Below are 13,192 nucleotides of genomic sequence, written 5' to 3'. Positions count from 1 at the left end.
GGAGGTGGAGAAGTTCAACGACAACCTCGCGGCCATCCGCACCCTCAAGCAGATCGAAGCCGAGCAGCGCCGCGCGACCCCGGACGAGCAGGCGCTGCTGGCGCGTTATGTCGGCTGGGGCGGCCTGGCTAATGCCTTCCCCGAGTGGATGCTGCACCTGAGCATCGGCAGCCAGCACTGGGCGATTTCGGCAAGGCGCTGGTGCATGGCCTGACCGGCACCCTGGCGTTAAACCCGGTGCCGCAAGCGGTGGCGCCACTGTTCGACGTACAGAAGAACCGCGACAGCTTCTTCGACACACCCATCGAGACGATGACCGACGAGGGTAAGCTGCCGGCGGCGCGCTACGACGCTTTCACCAGTCCGACCATGCGCGCCGCCTTCGGGCAACTGACCGGGCCGCCCCTGGGCCTGTCGCCGAAGCAACTAGAGCACCTGTGGGACCGCTACCTGGGCACCATCGGCATCTACGCCCTGTCGGTCGCCGACCTGCTGGCGCGCGAGGCGTACCCGAGCATGGGCGAGCGCCCCGACCTCGACGGCAGCGACCCCGGCGAGCATGATCAGCCAGACGAAAAATTCGTCCATGGTGCCGACCTCCGCGGTATGCACCAGCCAGACCGTCAGCCAGCCAGGGATCACGGCCAGCAGCGGCGTGACGCCAAAGGCCAGCGCCGTCAGCACCACCATGACGAGGATCAGGATGCCCCTCACTGTTTGTCGACGTTAAGGTCGAGGTCGTCGTAGTTCGTGCCGGGCACCACATGGATCAGGTCGCCGTAGCGGGTGGCGGTGCTGCCGTCGCTGCCGTAAACGGTGCTGCCGTCGTCATAGTAGACGGTGCCGGCGCCACCGCTGCTGGATGGCGCGACCGGGACGACTACGGCCGGGGCGCTGGTGCCTGGCAGGCTGGGCAGCGTCGGCAGGCCATACAACTCATCGGCGCCGGCGGTCATTGCAAGTGCAAAACTGGCTACGGCAAGGGCGAAGCGGGGGGCGCGGGACATGGTGTCACCTCATCGAGAATGTTTGCGTCTGGCCAGATGCTCCGAGCGAACTCGAGCGCACCGGCCTGGTTGCACGTCTCGCCGACCATCGCGAACGGCCGCCGTCCTGGGAGCTGAATCAGCCACTTAGTCGCAGTCTTCAATCGGCAGCCTGACGATGTAGTCAGTGAAGTCGGGGTCGGGGTGGAAGTACAGCTTGCCGCTGAGAGTGCCGACGTAGGCGGTGGCGGCCAGGCCGCGATTGCTGCCGGCGCCGGCTATCGCGCCGACCTTGGCGTAGGTTCGGTCGCCGCGCTCAGAGCTTCGATAATCTCCCGGCGGTATGCCTTGATTTCGGCCAGCAGCTCGGTCGGCGGCTGGTGGTCAGCACTCAGCCGGAGCTGCCTACCCGACACGCTGGAACTGTAGGCAGGAGGCCGTACATTTCGGTGCTTTTTGGATGGCCGATTGGCGATTTCGAGGGGGAATAAAGGGACAAGTGAACGCCTGTTTTTACGCCCGAAAACGATGGGGTAAAGCCGCTATTTAGGACTGCTGAAAAATCAAAATATTGGGGCATGATAAAGCGCTGCCAGGGTGAAAGCCCGCGTGTGGGTGCTGGAGAAGCAAGTCACCGAGGAAGGCCGCGACAAGCTGTAGCCATCGAGTTTGCTCGACCTGTCGGGCGTCGAAACCCGCAGCAACCAATCTAGAAACCAGCACCGCGCCCGAGCACGCTACCCAATCAGGTTGCAGAGGATGGCTTCGGCTTCCGGCATGTCGTCGCGGTCACTGGCGACCAGGTAGCGGAACACGGCCAGCGCGTCGGCCTTGTCCCGTGGTCTGATTTCCGCCAGCAGGCCGAACACGAACCACTCTCGCGCTGTCGATTCGGCTGGCCCATCGCTGGCGTAGTGGTCTGCCGCATCGCGCAGCCAATAGAGCTGATGCCAGTAATCCAGTTCATATAGGCAGTCGGCCAGCGTGTGCGGCATCAGTTCGGGGTGGGCGTTGAAGCGGGCGGCTACCTTGTCCTTGTCGTAGTCGAGCAAGGGGCCGCTTCGCTTCATTCCACGCAACGCCTCGATGCAGAAAACCTCCGCATCGGTGTCGGCCAGCAGGTCGTCACCAAAGCGAGCAACGCCCTCCAGCCTGAGCCGGTGTTGCTCTATCGATCTGCTCGCCAGCTTCTCCAGGTCAGCGAAGCCAATCGAGCCAAAGGTGGCGAACACGTTGCCATTGCAGTTGGCAAGCAGATGGGCGCTGTAGCGCTTCTCCAGCACGTCGAACGGCGTCTTGATTCGCTTGGCCGCTTCCATGGCCCGCTCTATCAATGCGGTCTGGCCGGTGCTGATGATCGAGCGCAGCCACAGCAGGGCGTCCACTTCCTTATCGCCCGTGACGACTTCCTGCGGCGGCAGCTCCGGCACGCAGGGCAAGGTTTCGGTGCTGGCTTTGATCGGCGGCAGAGTGAACAGGGCGCGGTGCTGGTCGTTGTCGCGGAATACCCCTGAGCGTGAAACCAGTGTCTTCACCGTCCCCAGTGGCAGGCCGGTCGCTTCGGCTACCTCGCGCAGTGAGTGACGGCGGCGCAACTCCAGCACTTGGCGGCGCTGTTCATCTGAAACCCGCTGTTTTGGTTTGATAGCTGAATCTCCGGTTTTCATCGTGGCGACTCCATTGGCGTGTTCTCGTAGCTGGCGCGCAGGTCGGCGCCAGCCAGGCAGTAACGGGCTGTCGGCGCGTAGCAGGAACGACAGGTCATGACGTGATTCAGGTATTGATTACGGGCGTGGCGCCACTCAGGCGTGGCATTGGCGGCGTTGGTGTAAGTGCTTGCCGGTAATTGGGCGGGACGCTCGACCAGCACCAAACGTGCACGATCCGTGGTGCGAGTCGCCACTTTTGGCTTGTCGCCACCAGCGATGGTCGGCGGCATGTGATCGAGCAGGCCGGAAAGGAGACTCATGGCGCCACCTCACCCGTATTGCTCACATACACATGTTCCTGTGGATTCAAAAAACGTGGCAACAGTGGCAACGGTGGCAACAGCCCCGTAAACCGGGGCCTCCAGCCGTGCCCGGTGTTGCCGTTTCGTTGCCACTCGGTTTTTTGTGGCAACGGTGATAACCAAATGTGAGGTTTGTTGCAGGCTCTTATATTGAAACTAACGTGTGTGTTGCCACCTGTTGCCACTTTTTTTATAGGGTGGCAACGGCTGAGAGGCCCGCCCAGCAAGGCCGTTGCCACTGTTGCCACTGTTGCCACTGTTGCCACCAGTTCTAGGTTCCTGTGAACTCGGGCAATCCGGGCAAGTGGTGTGTGGCTGCCGTTCATACGCCGCCACCCTCAATGTCCATGGCTTCTGGATCGACGACATACAGCCGTGATTGACCGCCACCGGGGAGGCGATAATTTTTGGTACTGCGCTTGCGATCCGCATCCCGCTTTGCCAGAAAGCCCGCACCTTCAAGTGCCTTAATGACACGGTTCAGGCCATGACCATGAGCGGCCTCGGTCAGCGCTGACTTGTTGAACAGATAAAGGCGCTTGCCCATCGACAACTCCCAGTATCCGGCCCGATTGAATACCTTGGTGTCGGGCGTCTGGTCGTTCACGTCGGAGAATCGGCTGCTGCCATGCTTGTCGATGAAGTCGAGGATGCCGCTGAGAATCTGGCGGTCTTCGGCATTGCCGCTGCCCACCCGGCTCAGCCACTCGCCATACAACAACTGACAGTCGGCCAGGGCGCTGCCTTGCGTCCAAGGCAACAGACCGTAGGTGATAGCCATTTCTCCGGCCAACGCAATGACGGCGAAGCGATCCGCTACACGTCCGGCTTGAGCGTTGTCCTCGGTGAACTTGGCGCGGATATCGGCGAAGTCTTCCAGCAGGCCGGGGCGGTCGTCGCTGGCGAGCAGCTTTTCCACGAACGCTGGCCCGATATGCCCATGGTGTGCGCCGACAGCCACGGTCAGCAGGCGGTGGAAGTCGGCACCCGCAAGGCCGTGTAATTCGTCGAAGGCGCGGTGGGTGCGAGTACCTGCGTTCACGTCCACCATGCGCAGCTCGGCGCCAGCGTGGGCCGCATTACCGCCGATGGCCGCGTGTTCAGACAGGGAGCGTTCGCCACTCGACAGCGCCAGCAAACGCCACGACAGTTTGGCCCGACCTTCACGCTCACGGGTCATGGTGCCTTTACCCTGGCCGTTGGCGAGCGAGTAAGCCATTTCCTGTACGCGCTTGGGGTCGGCGCGTTTGATCTCGTCCAAGGGCAGCATGGTGTCATTGCGGCCCGAGGCTTCAATCTCCAGACCGCCTTTGGTCATGTCCCACGACGCGGCAAAGATGCCGGGGTCGCCCCACACCGATGAACCGATCAGTTGCGCCAGCGACTTGCCGCTGGAGCTGTCGCCCACCAGGTGCACGCCGCCACCCAATACACCCACCAGACTCAATAACGGGCCAGCGAGTGCACAGCCAATCGCCAGCGTCAGCACCGGATTGCCCGCACACTTGGCGGCGACTTCGGTCTGCCAGTGATCCAGATCGCCGCGCAGGCTGAACAGGTTCTGCCCCTTGCCGCTAGCCTGATACCGCACTTTGTCGTTGCCGATGGTGCGGCCCGGCAACACGAATGCCCCCGACTCATGCCAGCCCGGTCGGCAAGTGGTGGCGAACACGTCGGCGGGCCGCTGCTCCAGCAAGTACTCCATGAACTGGCCGCGCTTCTTGAGGGCGATGATGACGCCCATGCCGAACAGTTGGCGCCTGGCGTCCTCGCCGCTGCCGCCGAACACTTCCATGGGAATGATCCACTCCTTGATGCCGCTCTCAGTGACTAGGCGCAAGAAACGCCCCTCGCTGCCGTCATCACTATTGGTGGTGCGAGCGGCGACGGTCACGGGGGTGGAGATCCATTCGTCAGTAAACGGACGGTCTGCTTTGTCGTCGTCGGCATCATCGTCGGCGGCGCTGCGCTTGAAGCCGTGCCAGTACACGCCGGGGCGCAGCCTTCGGCCTTTCTCATTCGTCACCCAGTGATCGTAAACACCCCAGCAAGGACGCTCAGGTTCGACCATGGGCGCCTCGGGGCGAAGGTTGATTACGTTGTTGTCAGGCGATGCCATGAGCTTTGCTCCATGTGGCTAGATCGTTGTAATCACTGAGCGTGTGCGGCGCGTCGGCGGGCCACTCGGGAAACGTCACCAGGCCACCCACCGCGACGGCGGCGGTATGGGCAGCGGTGCGTCCGGGATTGCCCTCAGTGCGCCTGTCGTCGTCGCCCGCAATGATGATTTCGGTGGCGTGGTATTCAGTCCTAAGCGCCAGCGCCACCGGCTTGAGGTTCCCGGCATTCATGGCGCACGCGACGGTGTAGCCGCTTTCGTGAAGTGTTGCGGCCGTGGCCCACCCCTCACAAATGCACAGCGGCTTGCCCTGTGTGATGCGCCCCAGCGGTGAATAGGCGCCCTTGATCCGGCCGCCGAACAGGAAGCGTTTGCTCCCGTCCAGTGCGATCCGTTGCAGGTTGACCAGCACGCCACCGGCATACAGTGGCACCAGCAATTCGTCACCACATTGGCGCAGGCCGTGGGAGCGAACACCCTTGGCGATTAAATAAGCGTGGTCAGGATCGGCACGGCGGGCATCCCGCCACCAGCGTTGAGCAAGGTTCGCGGCTTTGAGCTGGCGCTGATGCTGCTCGGCTTCGCGCTGCTGGCGGGCCTGCTCGATACGTTGGCGCACCTGCTCGGCTTCGCGGTGGTCGGCAGGTTCACGACTGCTCCAGGTGCTGGCGCCACCGGCCTTCCAACTGCCGAACGCGCCGGATGCGATGCCGTCCAGGTATAGGACATACCAACCGTTGAACGCGCCGGATTTATCGCCGGGAACATGGAAGCGGTGAATGGTGCCGTCTGGCACGGGGAGCCAATCAAGCGGCCCATATACCGACTGGAGCGCGTCACGGAAAAGGATCGTCGCGTCTGTCATGCGACCTCCTTGGCGGCGCCCGCAAAGGCCCGGCAGACGCGCCCAATATTCACGGCGTGCCAGTGGGTAGTGTCGTCGATTGAATCGACTAGGCAGGCCGTCACCTGAGCGTCAGCGCTGCGCATGACGATGCGCCCACACTCGGCGTCGGCCTCGGTTAGAAATGGCCCCAACAGCGCCTTGGGCACCTTTGGGTGAGTGGCTTTCTTCGGGCAAGCCGATCCCCTCAACGCTTGCGCGCTGTTTTGAATTTTCATGTGTTAAGCCTCTACGTAATCTTTAGGTTCGAACCGCTGGGTGAAACTCAAGTCTTCACGGCAAAGGATGGGGCTTTAACTGCGGCGTTCATTGGTCATCACCCGTCGACTCGATAACGTCACCAATTAGCTCAGCCCAGCTTGTTGCGGCGTGCTGGGCAACAACAGCGAGTACACGAGAGCAGACAATAGGGTGGCCGGCGACGCGATGACGGCGAGCGCCATGGCGAGCATTACGAGGATGCCTTGCACTTCGCGCAGGTCGTCAAGGGTGCAATCAATAGGCGTTGCGTAGGATTGGGTGAGGGAAGTCATGCGGCGCCACCCACTGCGTCGAGCTGGGCTTGCAGCGCCTTGGCGTGCTCGTCCAGATAGTTCGTGCAGTCGTGGCCGAGATACAGCCCAAGCGAGGTCAGATCCTTGGTATCCAGCCCCTTGTTGTGTTTCAAATCAAGCTGGATGGATTTCATCAGCGCAGCCATCCAGCGGGCTTGATCTCGCTCGTAGCGGACGTAATCCAAAGCATCTTCGGCGATCTCTGCGAGTGAGGCGCTGGTGGTCTTGGCGCTCATACAGCACAGTCGACAGTTTCCAGGGTGCGGACGATGGCCATGTGGTGCGAGTAACGCTTCCTAGGCCCGGTCGCCAGCAATGTGACGACAGGCGGGCGATACATGCGGCCAACCTTGGATGCAACCCCCTGTTTCAGATTGAGCAGCTGCGATGCAGGGTGGGTTATGGTCTTCATGGGCGTACGCTCTCCAGCTCGATAGGCAACTTCAGCTGCTCTCTCAAGTGCTCTACATGCTGGTGGATGCCAGGCTTGTCATAGCGCCAATGGGCCAGCCGGCGCCCGCTCTGGCTCGCCTCGTCCTTACGAGCCAGCAGTGTCTGGCAGGCGTGCCCGTATCGGGCTTCACGGAACGCCATAATCAGGCTCGATTTCAGCTCTACGACGCGATCAGTGTTGCGTGAGAGGGACAGCAGGAAATAGCACTGATCCTCGTTGAGCAGCGCGAACCGTTCAGGCCTACCACCGGCAGTACCGGCGCCGGGTTTCTCCGTTTGAAACGGAACAACCCCGAACCGCTCAAACTTGCTGAGGTACCGCTCGATCAGGCCAAGCGTGTTCTTGGGTTTAACGCCCAACTGTTCCGCCATTACGCGGCTATCTGCGCGGGCCTCGCCTTTGGATTGGATCAGGGTGATAGCGCTCATGCTGCTACCCTCCGGCCAGGCTTGGCGATCAGGGTGTACACGGCCACGACACGGTGAGTGCGCCCCCATTCATCAGTGAGCGTTATCCGATTGGTGAAGATCTTGTAGCCGGCTGCCCGCAGATCGCAGATGCGCGCACCAGGGCGGCAGATGTTGAGTTCACGCATGATGGTGAACGTATCAATGGAACCCTGCTCCATACGACCGGCAAGCCGTGCGTTCTGAGCATTGATGCTGGTGTTACTATTGCCCCGCGACAGGCTGCGCTTCTCTTCGGGGATCGTGGCCTTTTTCATTTCAGGCCACCGAACGCAGAGCGATGCGCTGGCGAACCCAGGCTTGGGCCTCTGCCAAAATCCAGCCGACAGGTGCTCCACGCGATTTGCTATCGCTCAGTGGCACAGGACGAGGAAAGGTCGGATCGTCTTTCAGGCGCTTGTAGATTGTTGGGCGGGCGTAGCCGGTGATCGCCGACAGTTCGCTGATGCGGATGATTACGGTGGCCGGGTCGAACTGGTGAATGGTCGCAGCGGCTGGCTGCATGTGAGCAGGGGTGGTGTGCATAGCTCTGTATCTCGCAGTAGATGACGAGAGACAGGTTGAACGCCTAGGCGGCAGCAGTCACCGCAATTGCGGTACGGAAAACCGCAATTGCGGTGCGACGTTGGTGATTTGCGGTGGGTTATTCTGCGTCTTTTAGTGCTTTGTTGGCTGCGGCGAATATCTCGTCCAGATTGCGGTCTTTCAGGCCGTGCAAGGTGAATCGCCCTAGTATTTCCTTCTTAATGGCGGCCTGATTCATGCCTTGCGGTCTGAGCCGCTCGACAGGTGATTTCAGAAGCTCCATTAGGGCTGCAACAGCCAGCCGATACGACGGTTTTTCCTCGGCTTCGGCTTGCTCGTATTTCGCCCGCCATTCGTCACGCTCGCCCTTCAAGACTCTGCCTTCCTGCTCCCACCAGGATTCTGCCTTCTCTAATCTTGCTTTGAGCGTGTCGCGGTCTGCTTGCAGTGCTTGAAACGCCTCCACGGTGACTGCGGCGTGAGTTGTGCGCTCGATTTCATCGAACAGGAAGGCGGGCTTTTGGTCTGGGTAATGCTTTGCCATCCATGCTTTCAGGTCGGTATGCCTAACCGTTCTTCGGGGCTTTGCAACTTGTTCGCCAGGGCAAACAGTTTTGCCATCTCGTCCGTATTGCAGGTCGCCGCTGTACATGGCATCTACTATTTTTTCCGCGTTCGCCCTCAAGCATGGCCACTGCGGAAAAGCACGAACGGATGGGACTATTTCGTCACCAGCTGCGGTCAAAATAGCTGCTTCATGAATAATCAGATTGCACCAGCGCAATGCTGCTTCAATGGGCTTGTAGAAAGGCTTTTCCAGCGCATTACAGCTCTTGGGGTTATACATCCCACGCCCTCCCAGACGCTCCCGTATTGAATAGATCGGCTGGCCAGGCGGATGGGAAGTCCGCTTTTCGCTCCGTCGAGCTAGGCCAGCCAAAACCGTTATCTGTGCGAATACTGGATATTCGAACAGTTGTTGCTGGCAGACTATATCTATCTACGCCGACAAAGGAAGGCCCGCATCAGGCCCGCTTGATCGACACGACATTGCCCTTGGCCAGTGTGTCCTGATAGTCGGCATACCATTGCATCATGGTCGTGCGCTGGGCCAGGTACTGCGCCTTGTTGTAAATCCCGGCCACGCCTTCCTTGACGTGCGATAGCTGTGCCTCGATGTGGTTTTCATCGAAGCCGTGTTCGTTGAGGATCGTTGAGGCGATGTGGCGGAAACCGTGGCCTGTCTGCCGGCCCTCATAGCCAAGACGGCGCAGGGCCATCAGAAACACGGTGTTGCTGCGGGGCTTGGTGCTGTCGCTCCGGCCAGGGAACAACAGCGGGTAACCTCCAGTGAGATTGCGCAGGCCGCACAGCAATTCGACGGCTTGGCAGGGTAGGGGCACCAGGTGTTCGCGGCGGCGCTTCATCCGTTCGGCAGGGATTGTCCAAAGCGCACTGTCTAGGTCGAACTCAGACCACCGGGCCTCGCGTAACTCCGATGGACGACAGGCGAGCATCGATAGCAGGTATAGGCCGATCCGAACATCTATGGCGCTGGGGTATGCCCGGATGGCACGCAACAGTGGCGGCAATTCATCCAGCGGAACATAGGCATAGTTCTCTGATGGCTTGGTCTGGAGAAACTTGTGGAGCCCTTCCAGCGGGTTATGAGTGGCGCGGCCAGTGACGCGGGCAAGGTCGTAAATCTCTTGGCACCTGGCGCGCACTCGACTGGTCTGCTCGATGATGCCCTTTTGCTCCATGCCGCGCAGAAACTCCATCCACTCCATAGGTAGTATCTCGGTGTATATCCGTCTACCGAATACCGGGAACACATGAAGCTCCAGCGCTCCGATGGTTCGGGTAGCCGTGCCATCCGTCCAGTTTTTACGCTTGGCGGCGTACCATTCCCGCGCCAAGTGCTCAAAGGTGTTGTTTGTCGCTTCGATCTCTGCGGCCTTCCTGGCTCGCTTGGTGGCGAGTGGGTTGCCGCCTTTAGCAGCGTCCTCTCTCAACACGGCTGCTTTCTGCCTGGCCTGTGCGCCAGATAGTTGATGGTCGCCAGTGCCGTAGCCGCCAAGTCCTAGCCATGACCACTTGCCGTCTGGCTTCTTGTAGCGCAGTTGCCACGACTTGCTTCCGTCCGGGCGAACGCGCAGATACAGGGCGTTTCCGTCCAGCTCCCGGTACTCCTTGGTTTCCGGTTCCAGGGTGGCCAGCACGGTATCGGCCAATGGGCGGCGTTTTATCTCGCTACGCTTCATTTTCCTTGTACCCCTCAGTTTCAATTATTTTCCAAGGTACATGAGGGGATACACGAAGGGAAGATATAGGGATAGACAAGGAGAGATAGCCAGAAACAAGAAAGCCCGCACGAGGCGGGCTTCTTGAGGTTGTTTCGAGACTGCTGTAGACATCTAGAAACAGGTACTTGGTGGCTACACAGGGACTTGAACCCCGGACCCCAGCATTATGAATGCTATGCTCTAACCAACTGAGCTATGTAGCCAAGTGGCGCGCATTATTCACCGGTAACGGGGATGCGTCAAGCATAAATCTAAAATATTTCTCTGCGCTTTCAACCGTTTATCAACTCTTTAGCAAAATCGATCCTCCGAGCAGGGGTGAAGGGCAGCGCTGGAACCAGCGGCTGGCCTGTTCGTACGCGTGCGCCAGTTGCAGGACAGCGAAGTCGGCCTGGTGTCTGCCGATGATTTGCAGGCCCATGGGCAGGCCGCTGGCGTTGAAGCCGACCTGTACGTTGGCCACCGGGCAGCCGGACAAAGTGCCGGGAATCACCACCTCCATCCAGCGGTGATAGGTGTCCATGGTCACGCCTTCGATGGCGGTGGGCCACGGTTGGGTTTTATCGAACGGGAACACCTGGGCGCTGGGCAGCAGCAGGTAGTCGTATTTTTCGAATAGCCTGGAGATCGCCCGATACCAGTCGCTGCGCGTCACCGAGGCGGCGAACACGTCGCTGGCCGAGAGTTTCAGGCCGTTCTCCACTTCCCAGCAGGCTTCCGGTTTCAACAGCGCACGTTTTTGTGGGTCGGCATAGGTCGCGCCCAACGAGCCGGCGACCATCCAGTGACGCAATGTCCGCCAACTGCTCCACAGCTTCTCTGGCGCGAATTCGGACTGAACCGGCTCGATGTGGCAACCCAGGCTTTCGAAGTCGGTAAAGGCCTTCTCGCACAGCGAGAGGATGCCTTGCTCCATCGGCAGATAGCCGTTGAAGTCGCCGAACCAGCCCAGACGCGTGCCTTTGAAGTCTCGATCCAGCGGTGCCGCAAAAGCGCTACCAGGCTCGGCAATGGACAGTGGCGCCCGCGCATCGGCCCCGGCCTGCACCGACAGCAGCAACGCTGCATCGCGCACGCTGCGGGCCATGGGGCCTTCGTAGCCGAGTTGGTCGATAAACAAGTCGGCACTGTCATCGAAGGGCACGCGGCCCTGGGACGGGCGGAAGCCGAAGATGTTGTTGAACGCTGCCGGGTTGCGCAGCGAACCCATCATGTCGCTGCCATCGGCCACCGGCACCAGGTGCATCGCCAGTGCCGCCGCCGCACCGCCGCTGCTGCCGCCAGCGGTCTTGCTCGGGTCGTAGGCGCAACCGGTCGCGCCGAACAGCGGGTTATAGCTTTGCGAGCCGAGGCCGAATTCCGGGGTGTTGCTCTTGCCGATGATGATCGCGCCAGCGGCCTTGATCCGCTCGACCATGATGCCGTCGCGCTCGGGGATGAAGTCCTTGTACAGCGGCGAGCCCAGGGTGGTGCGGATGCCCCGGGTCAGGGACAAGTCCTTGATGGCGTGGGGCAGACCGTGCATCCAGCCCTTGTATTGACCACGAGCCAGTTCGGCGTCGCGGATATCGGCCTGGGCCAGCAGGTCTTCTGGCGCTTGCAGGCTCACCAGCGCATTGACCTGCGGGTTGAAGCGTTCGATATGGGCAAGATAAGTCTGCATCACTTCCCGGCAGGAAACCTGGCGCAGGCGGATGCGTTCGGCGAGCTCGTGGGCCTGCAACAGGACCAGTTCGCTGATGTTATTAGAGTTCATTGCAAGCGGCCTTTCAGACGGCTGGAAAAACGCCCCGCCATTGCGTCGGGGCGGTAGAAATCAACGCATCAGGTTGGTCCAGAGACGGTCGGCCAGGCGGATCGCGCCTTCGCCGCAAGTCTTGCTGAACACCACTTGAGTGCCCTCGGGAATGTGCAACTCCGGCGCGTCCTTCAAGCCCGCGTCGAGAAACGGTTCCACACCTTTGATCGGGCTCTGGTGCTTGAGAAAATTCTGGGTCATCGCCGAGTTTTCAGGCTGGCTGAGGAACGCGATGAACGCCTTGGCGTTCGCCGGGTTCTTGCTGCCGGTCGGGATGACCATGTTGTCGACCCAGGCCAGCACGCCTTCTTTCGGGTACAGGTATTTCAGGCTCGGTTTCATTTCCCGGGCGCGCATCGACGAGCCGCCCCAGAAGGTCGACATGTCGATTTCACCCGAGGCGAGGTTTTCGCGGATCGAGCCGGCCTTGGAGCTGTAGGTTTTGACGAACGGTTTCTGCGCCTTGAGCAGGGTCAGAATCTGCTGCATCTGCTTCGGGTCTTCACTGCACAGCGGGATGTTCAGATACAGGCTGGCCGTGTCGATGACTTCGCTGACCGAGTCGAACATGTTGATTCGCCCTTGCAGCTCGGCCGGTGGCTCGTAAAGCACCTTGAGGCTGTCGGCAGGGCCCTTGTAGCGCTCGGTGTCGAGCACCACGCTGGTGGTGCCCCAGATGAACGGCACGGAATAGGCACCTTCCGGGTCCCAGGTGGGTTTTTTCAGGTTGTCGACGACGCTGGCGTAGTAGGGCTGGTTGACCGGGTCAAAGCGCTCCAGCAGCTTTTCCTTGATCAGGATCGGCACGAACTGGTGCGACGGGATCGCCACGTCATAACCGGCGCCGCCCTGTTTCAATTTGGCCAGCAGGGTTTCGTTGGAATCGTAGGAGTCGACGGTGACTTCGATGCCGGTCTGCTTCTGGAATTTGGCGAGAATCTCCGGCGAAAAGTAGCCGCTCCAGCTCACCACGTTGAGTTTTTCCGCGGCCTGAACGCTGCCGGCCATGGTCAGCGGTAAAGTCAGGAACAACGAAGTGCCGATGCTTGCAATCAACTTGCTCATGCT

The 13,192-nt window shown here is 60.5% G+C and carries 18 protein-coding genes and 1 tRNA gene; 3 read left to right on the top strand and 16 right to left on the bottom strand.

What is annotated here, in order from left to right; genetic code table 11:
* Nucleotides 1-4: 4 nt before the first annotated feature.
* Nucleotides 5-214 (top strand): hypothetical protein, encoded by a 210-nt coding sequence (locus AC3IX1_RS23970; protein ID WP_310334711.1) that lies wholly within the window; start codon nucleotides 5-7, stop codon nucleotides 212-214.
* Nucleotides 145-747: an LPD38 domain-containing protein gene (locus AC3IX1_RS23965; RefSeq protein ID WP_489386065.1), complete on the top strand. Its 603-nt coding sequence runs from the start codon at nucleotides 145-147 to the stop codon at nucleotides 745-747. Before AC3IX1_RS23970 ends, AC3IX1_RS23965 begins: the two co-directional genes overlap by 70 nt.
* Here AC3IX1_RS23965 and AC3IX1_RS23960 read toward each other — a convergent pair.
* Nucleotides 711-1,007: a hypothetical protein gene (locus AC3IX1_RS23960; protein ID WP_489386064.1), complete on the bottom strand. Its 297-nt coding sequence runs from the start codon at nucleotides 1,005-1,007 to the stop codon at nucleotides 711-713. The genes AC3IX1_RS23965 and AC3IX1_RS23960 overlap by 37 nt on opposite strands.
* A gap of 183 nt (nucleotides 1,008-1,190) precedes the next feature.
* On the opposite strand from AC3IX1_RS23960, the gene AC3IX1_RS23955 reads away from it, so the two are divergent.
* Nucleotides 1,191-1,415: a hypothetical protein gene (locus AC3IX1_RS23955; protein WP_489386063.1), complete on the top strand. Its 225-nt coding sequence runs from the start codon at nucleotides 1,191-1,193 to the stop codon at nucleotides 1,413-1,415.
* 308 nt (nucleotides 1,416-1,723) lie between these two features.
* Here the strand turns inward: AC3IX1_RS23955 and AC3IX1_RS23950 are convergent, their stop codons facing one another.
* The 15 genes from AC3IX1_RS23950 to AC3IX1_RS23880 form a co-directional block, all read right to left on the bottom strand.
* Nucleotides 1,724-2,653: a hypothetical protein gene (locus AC3IX1_RS23950; RefSeq protein WP_489386062.1), complete on the bottom strand. Its 930-nt coding sequence runs from the start codon at nucleotides 2,651-2,653 to the stop codon at nucleotides 1,724-1,726.
* Complete coding sequence (locus tag AC3IX1_RS23945) at nucleotides 2,650-2,955, bottom strand: hypothetical protein (RefSeq protein WP_489386061.1); 306 nt, start codon at nucleotides 2,953-2,955, stop codon at nucleotides 2,650-2,652. The genes AC3IX1_RS23950 and AC3IX1_RS23945 overlap by 4 nt, the downstream gene beginning before the upstream one ends.
* Nucleotides 2,956-3,319: 364 nt before the next feature.
* On the bottom strand, nucleotides 3,320-5,116 hold the full coding sequence (locus tag AC3IX1_RS23940; RefSeq protein ID WP_489386060.1) for a DUF927 domain-containing protein: 1,797 nt from the start codon (nucleotides 5,114-5,116) through the stop codon (nucleotides 3,320-3,322).
* Nucleotides 5,103-5,981, bottom strand: coding sequence for a toprim domain-containing protein (locus tag AC3IX1_RS23935; RefSeq protein WP_489386059.1), 879 nt, complete (start codon nucleotides 5,979-5,981; stop codon nucleotides 5,103-5,105). Before AC3IX1_RS23935 ends, AC3IX1_RS23940 begins: the two co-directional genes overlap by 14 nt.
* The gene (locus AC3IX1_RS23930; protein ID WP_489386058.1) at nucleotides 5,978-6,238 is read right to left on the bottom strand and encodes a hypothetical protein; all 261 of its coding nucleotides are present in this window, start codon (nucleotides 6,236-6,238) and stop codon (nucleotides 5,978-5,980) included. Before AC3IX1_RS23930 ends, AC3IX1_RS23935 begins: the two co-directional genes overlap by 4 nt.
* Before the next feature lie 126 nt (nucleotides 6,239-6,364).
* Nucleotides 6,365-6,553 carry a hypothetical protein gene (locus AC3IX1_RS23925; protein ID WP_489386057.1) on the bottom strand — a complete coding sequence of 63 codons (189 nt, stop codon included), beginning with the start codon at nucleotides 6,551-6,553 and terminating at the stop codon, nucleotides 6,365-6,367.
* On the bottom strand, nucleotides 6,550-6,810 hold the full coding sequence (locus AC3IX1_RS23920; RefSeq protein WP_489386056.1) for a hypothetical protein: 261 nt from the start codon (nucleotides 6,808-6,810) through the stop codon (nucleotides 6,550-6,552). Before AC3IX1_RS23920 ends, AC3IX1_RS23925 begins: the two co-directional genes overlap by 4 nt.
* 172 nt (nucleotides 6,811-6,982) lie before the next feature.
* Nucleotides 6,983-7,456, bottom strand: a complete 474-nt coding sequence (locus tag AC3IX1_RS23915; RefSeq protein WP_489386055.1) for a Rha family transcriptional regulator — start codon at nucleotides 7,454-7,456, stop codon at nucleotides 6,983-6,985.
* Nucleotides 7,453-7,752 carry a helix-turn-helix domain-containing protein gene (locus AC3IX1_RS23910; protein ID WP_489386054.1) on the bottom strand — a complete coding sequence of 100 codons (300 nt, stop codon included), beginning with the start codon at nucleotides 7,750-7,752 and terminating at the stop codon, nucleotides 7,453-7,455. The genes AC3IX1_RS23915 and AC3IX1_RS23910 overlap by 4 nt, the downstream gene beginning before the upstream one ends.
* 1 nt (nucleotide 7,753) lies before the next feature.
* A complete protein-coding gene (locus AC3IX1_RS23905) occupies nucleotides 7,754-8,020 on the bottom strand; it encodes a helix-turn-helix transcriptional regulator (protein WP_489386053.1) in 267 nt (88 codons plus the stop codon).
* A 118-nt stretch (nucleotides 8,021-8,138) separates the two neighbouring features.
* Entirely contained in the window at nucleotides 8,139-8,867 is a 729-nt protein-coding gene (locus tag AC3IX1_RS23900; RefSeq protein WP_489386052.1) for a hypothetical protein, read from the bottom strand.
* A gap of 178 nt (nucleotides 8,868-9,045) precedes the next feature.
* Nucleotides 9,046-10,284 carry a tyrosine-type recombinase/integrase gene (locus AC3IX1_RS23895; RefSeq protein WP_489386051.1) on the bottom strand — a complete coding sequence of 413 codons (1,239 nt, stop codon included), beginning with the start codon at nucleotides 10,282-10,284 and terminating at the stop codon, nucleotides 9,046-9,048.
* A 168-nt stretch (nucleotides 10,285-10,452) separates the two neighbouring features.
* Nucleotides 10,453-10,529 (bottom strand) — tRNA-Met (locus tag AC3IX1_RS23890).
* Between the two features lie 80 nt (nucleotides 10,530-10,609).
* Nucleotides 10,610-12,082 carry an amidase gene (locus tag AC3IX1_RS23885; protein ID WP_489386050.1) on the bottom strand — a complete coding sequence of 491 codons (1,473 nt, stop codon included), beginning with the start codon at nucleotides 12,080-12,082 and terminating at the stop codon, nucleotides 10,610-10,612.
* 60 nt (nucleotides 12,083-12,142) lie between these two features.
* Nucleotides 12,143-13,189, bottom strand: coding sequence for an ABC transporter substrate-binding protein (locus AC3IX1_RS23880; protein WP_489386049.1), 1,047 nt, complete (start codon nucleotides 13,187-13,189; stop codon nucleotides 12,143-12,145).
* Nucleotides 13,190-13,192 lie beyond the last annotated feature (3 nt).

The organism is Pseudomonas sp. KH_046_2 (assembly GCF_057838985.1).
This window is presented reverse-complemented; position numbering and strand designations above follow the sequence as displayed.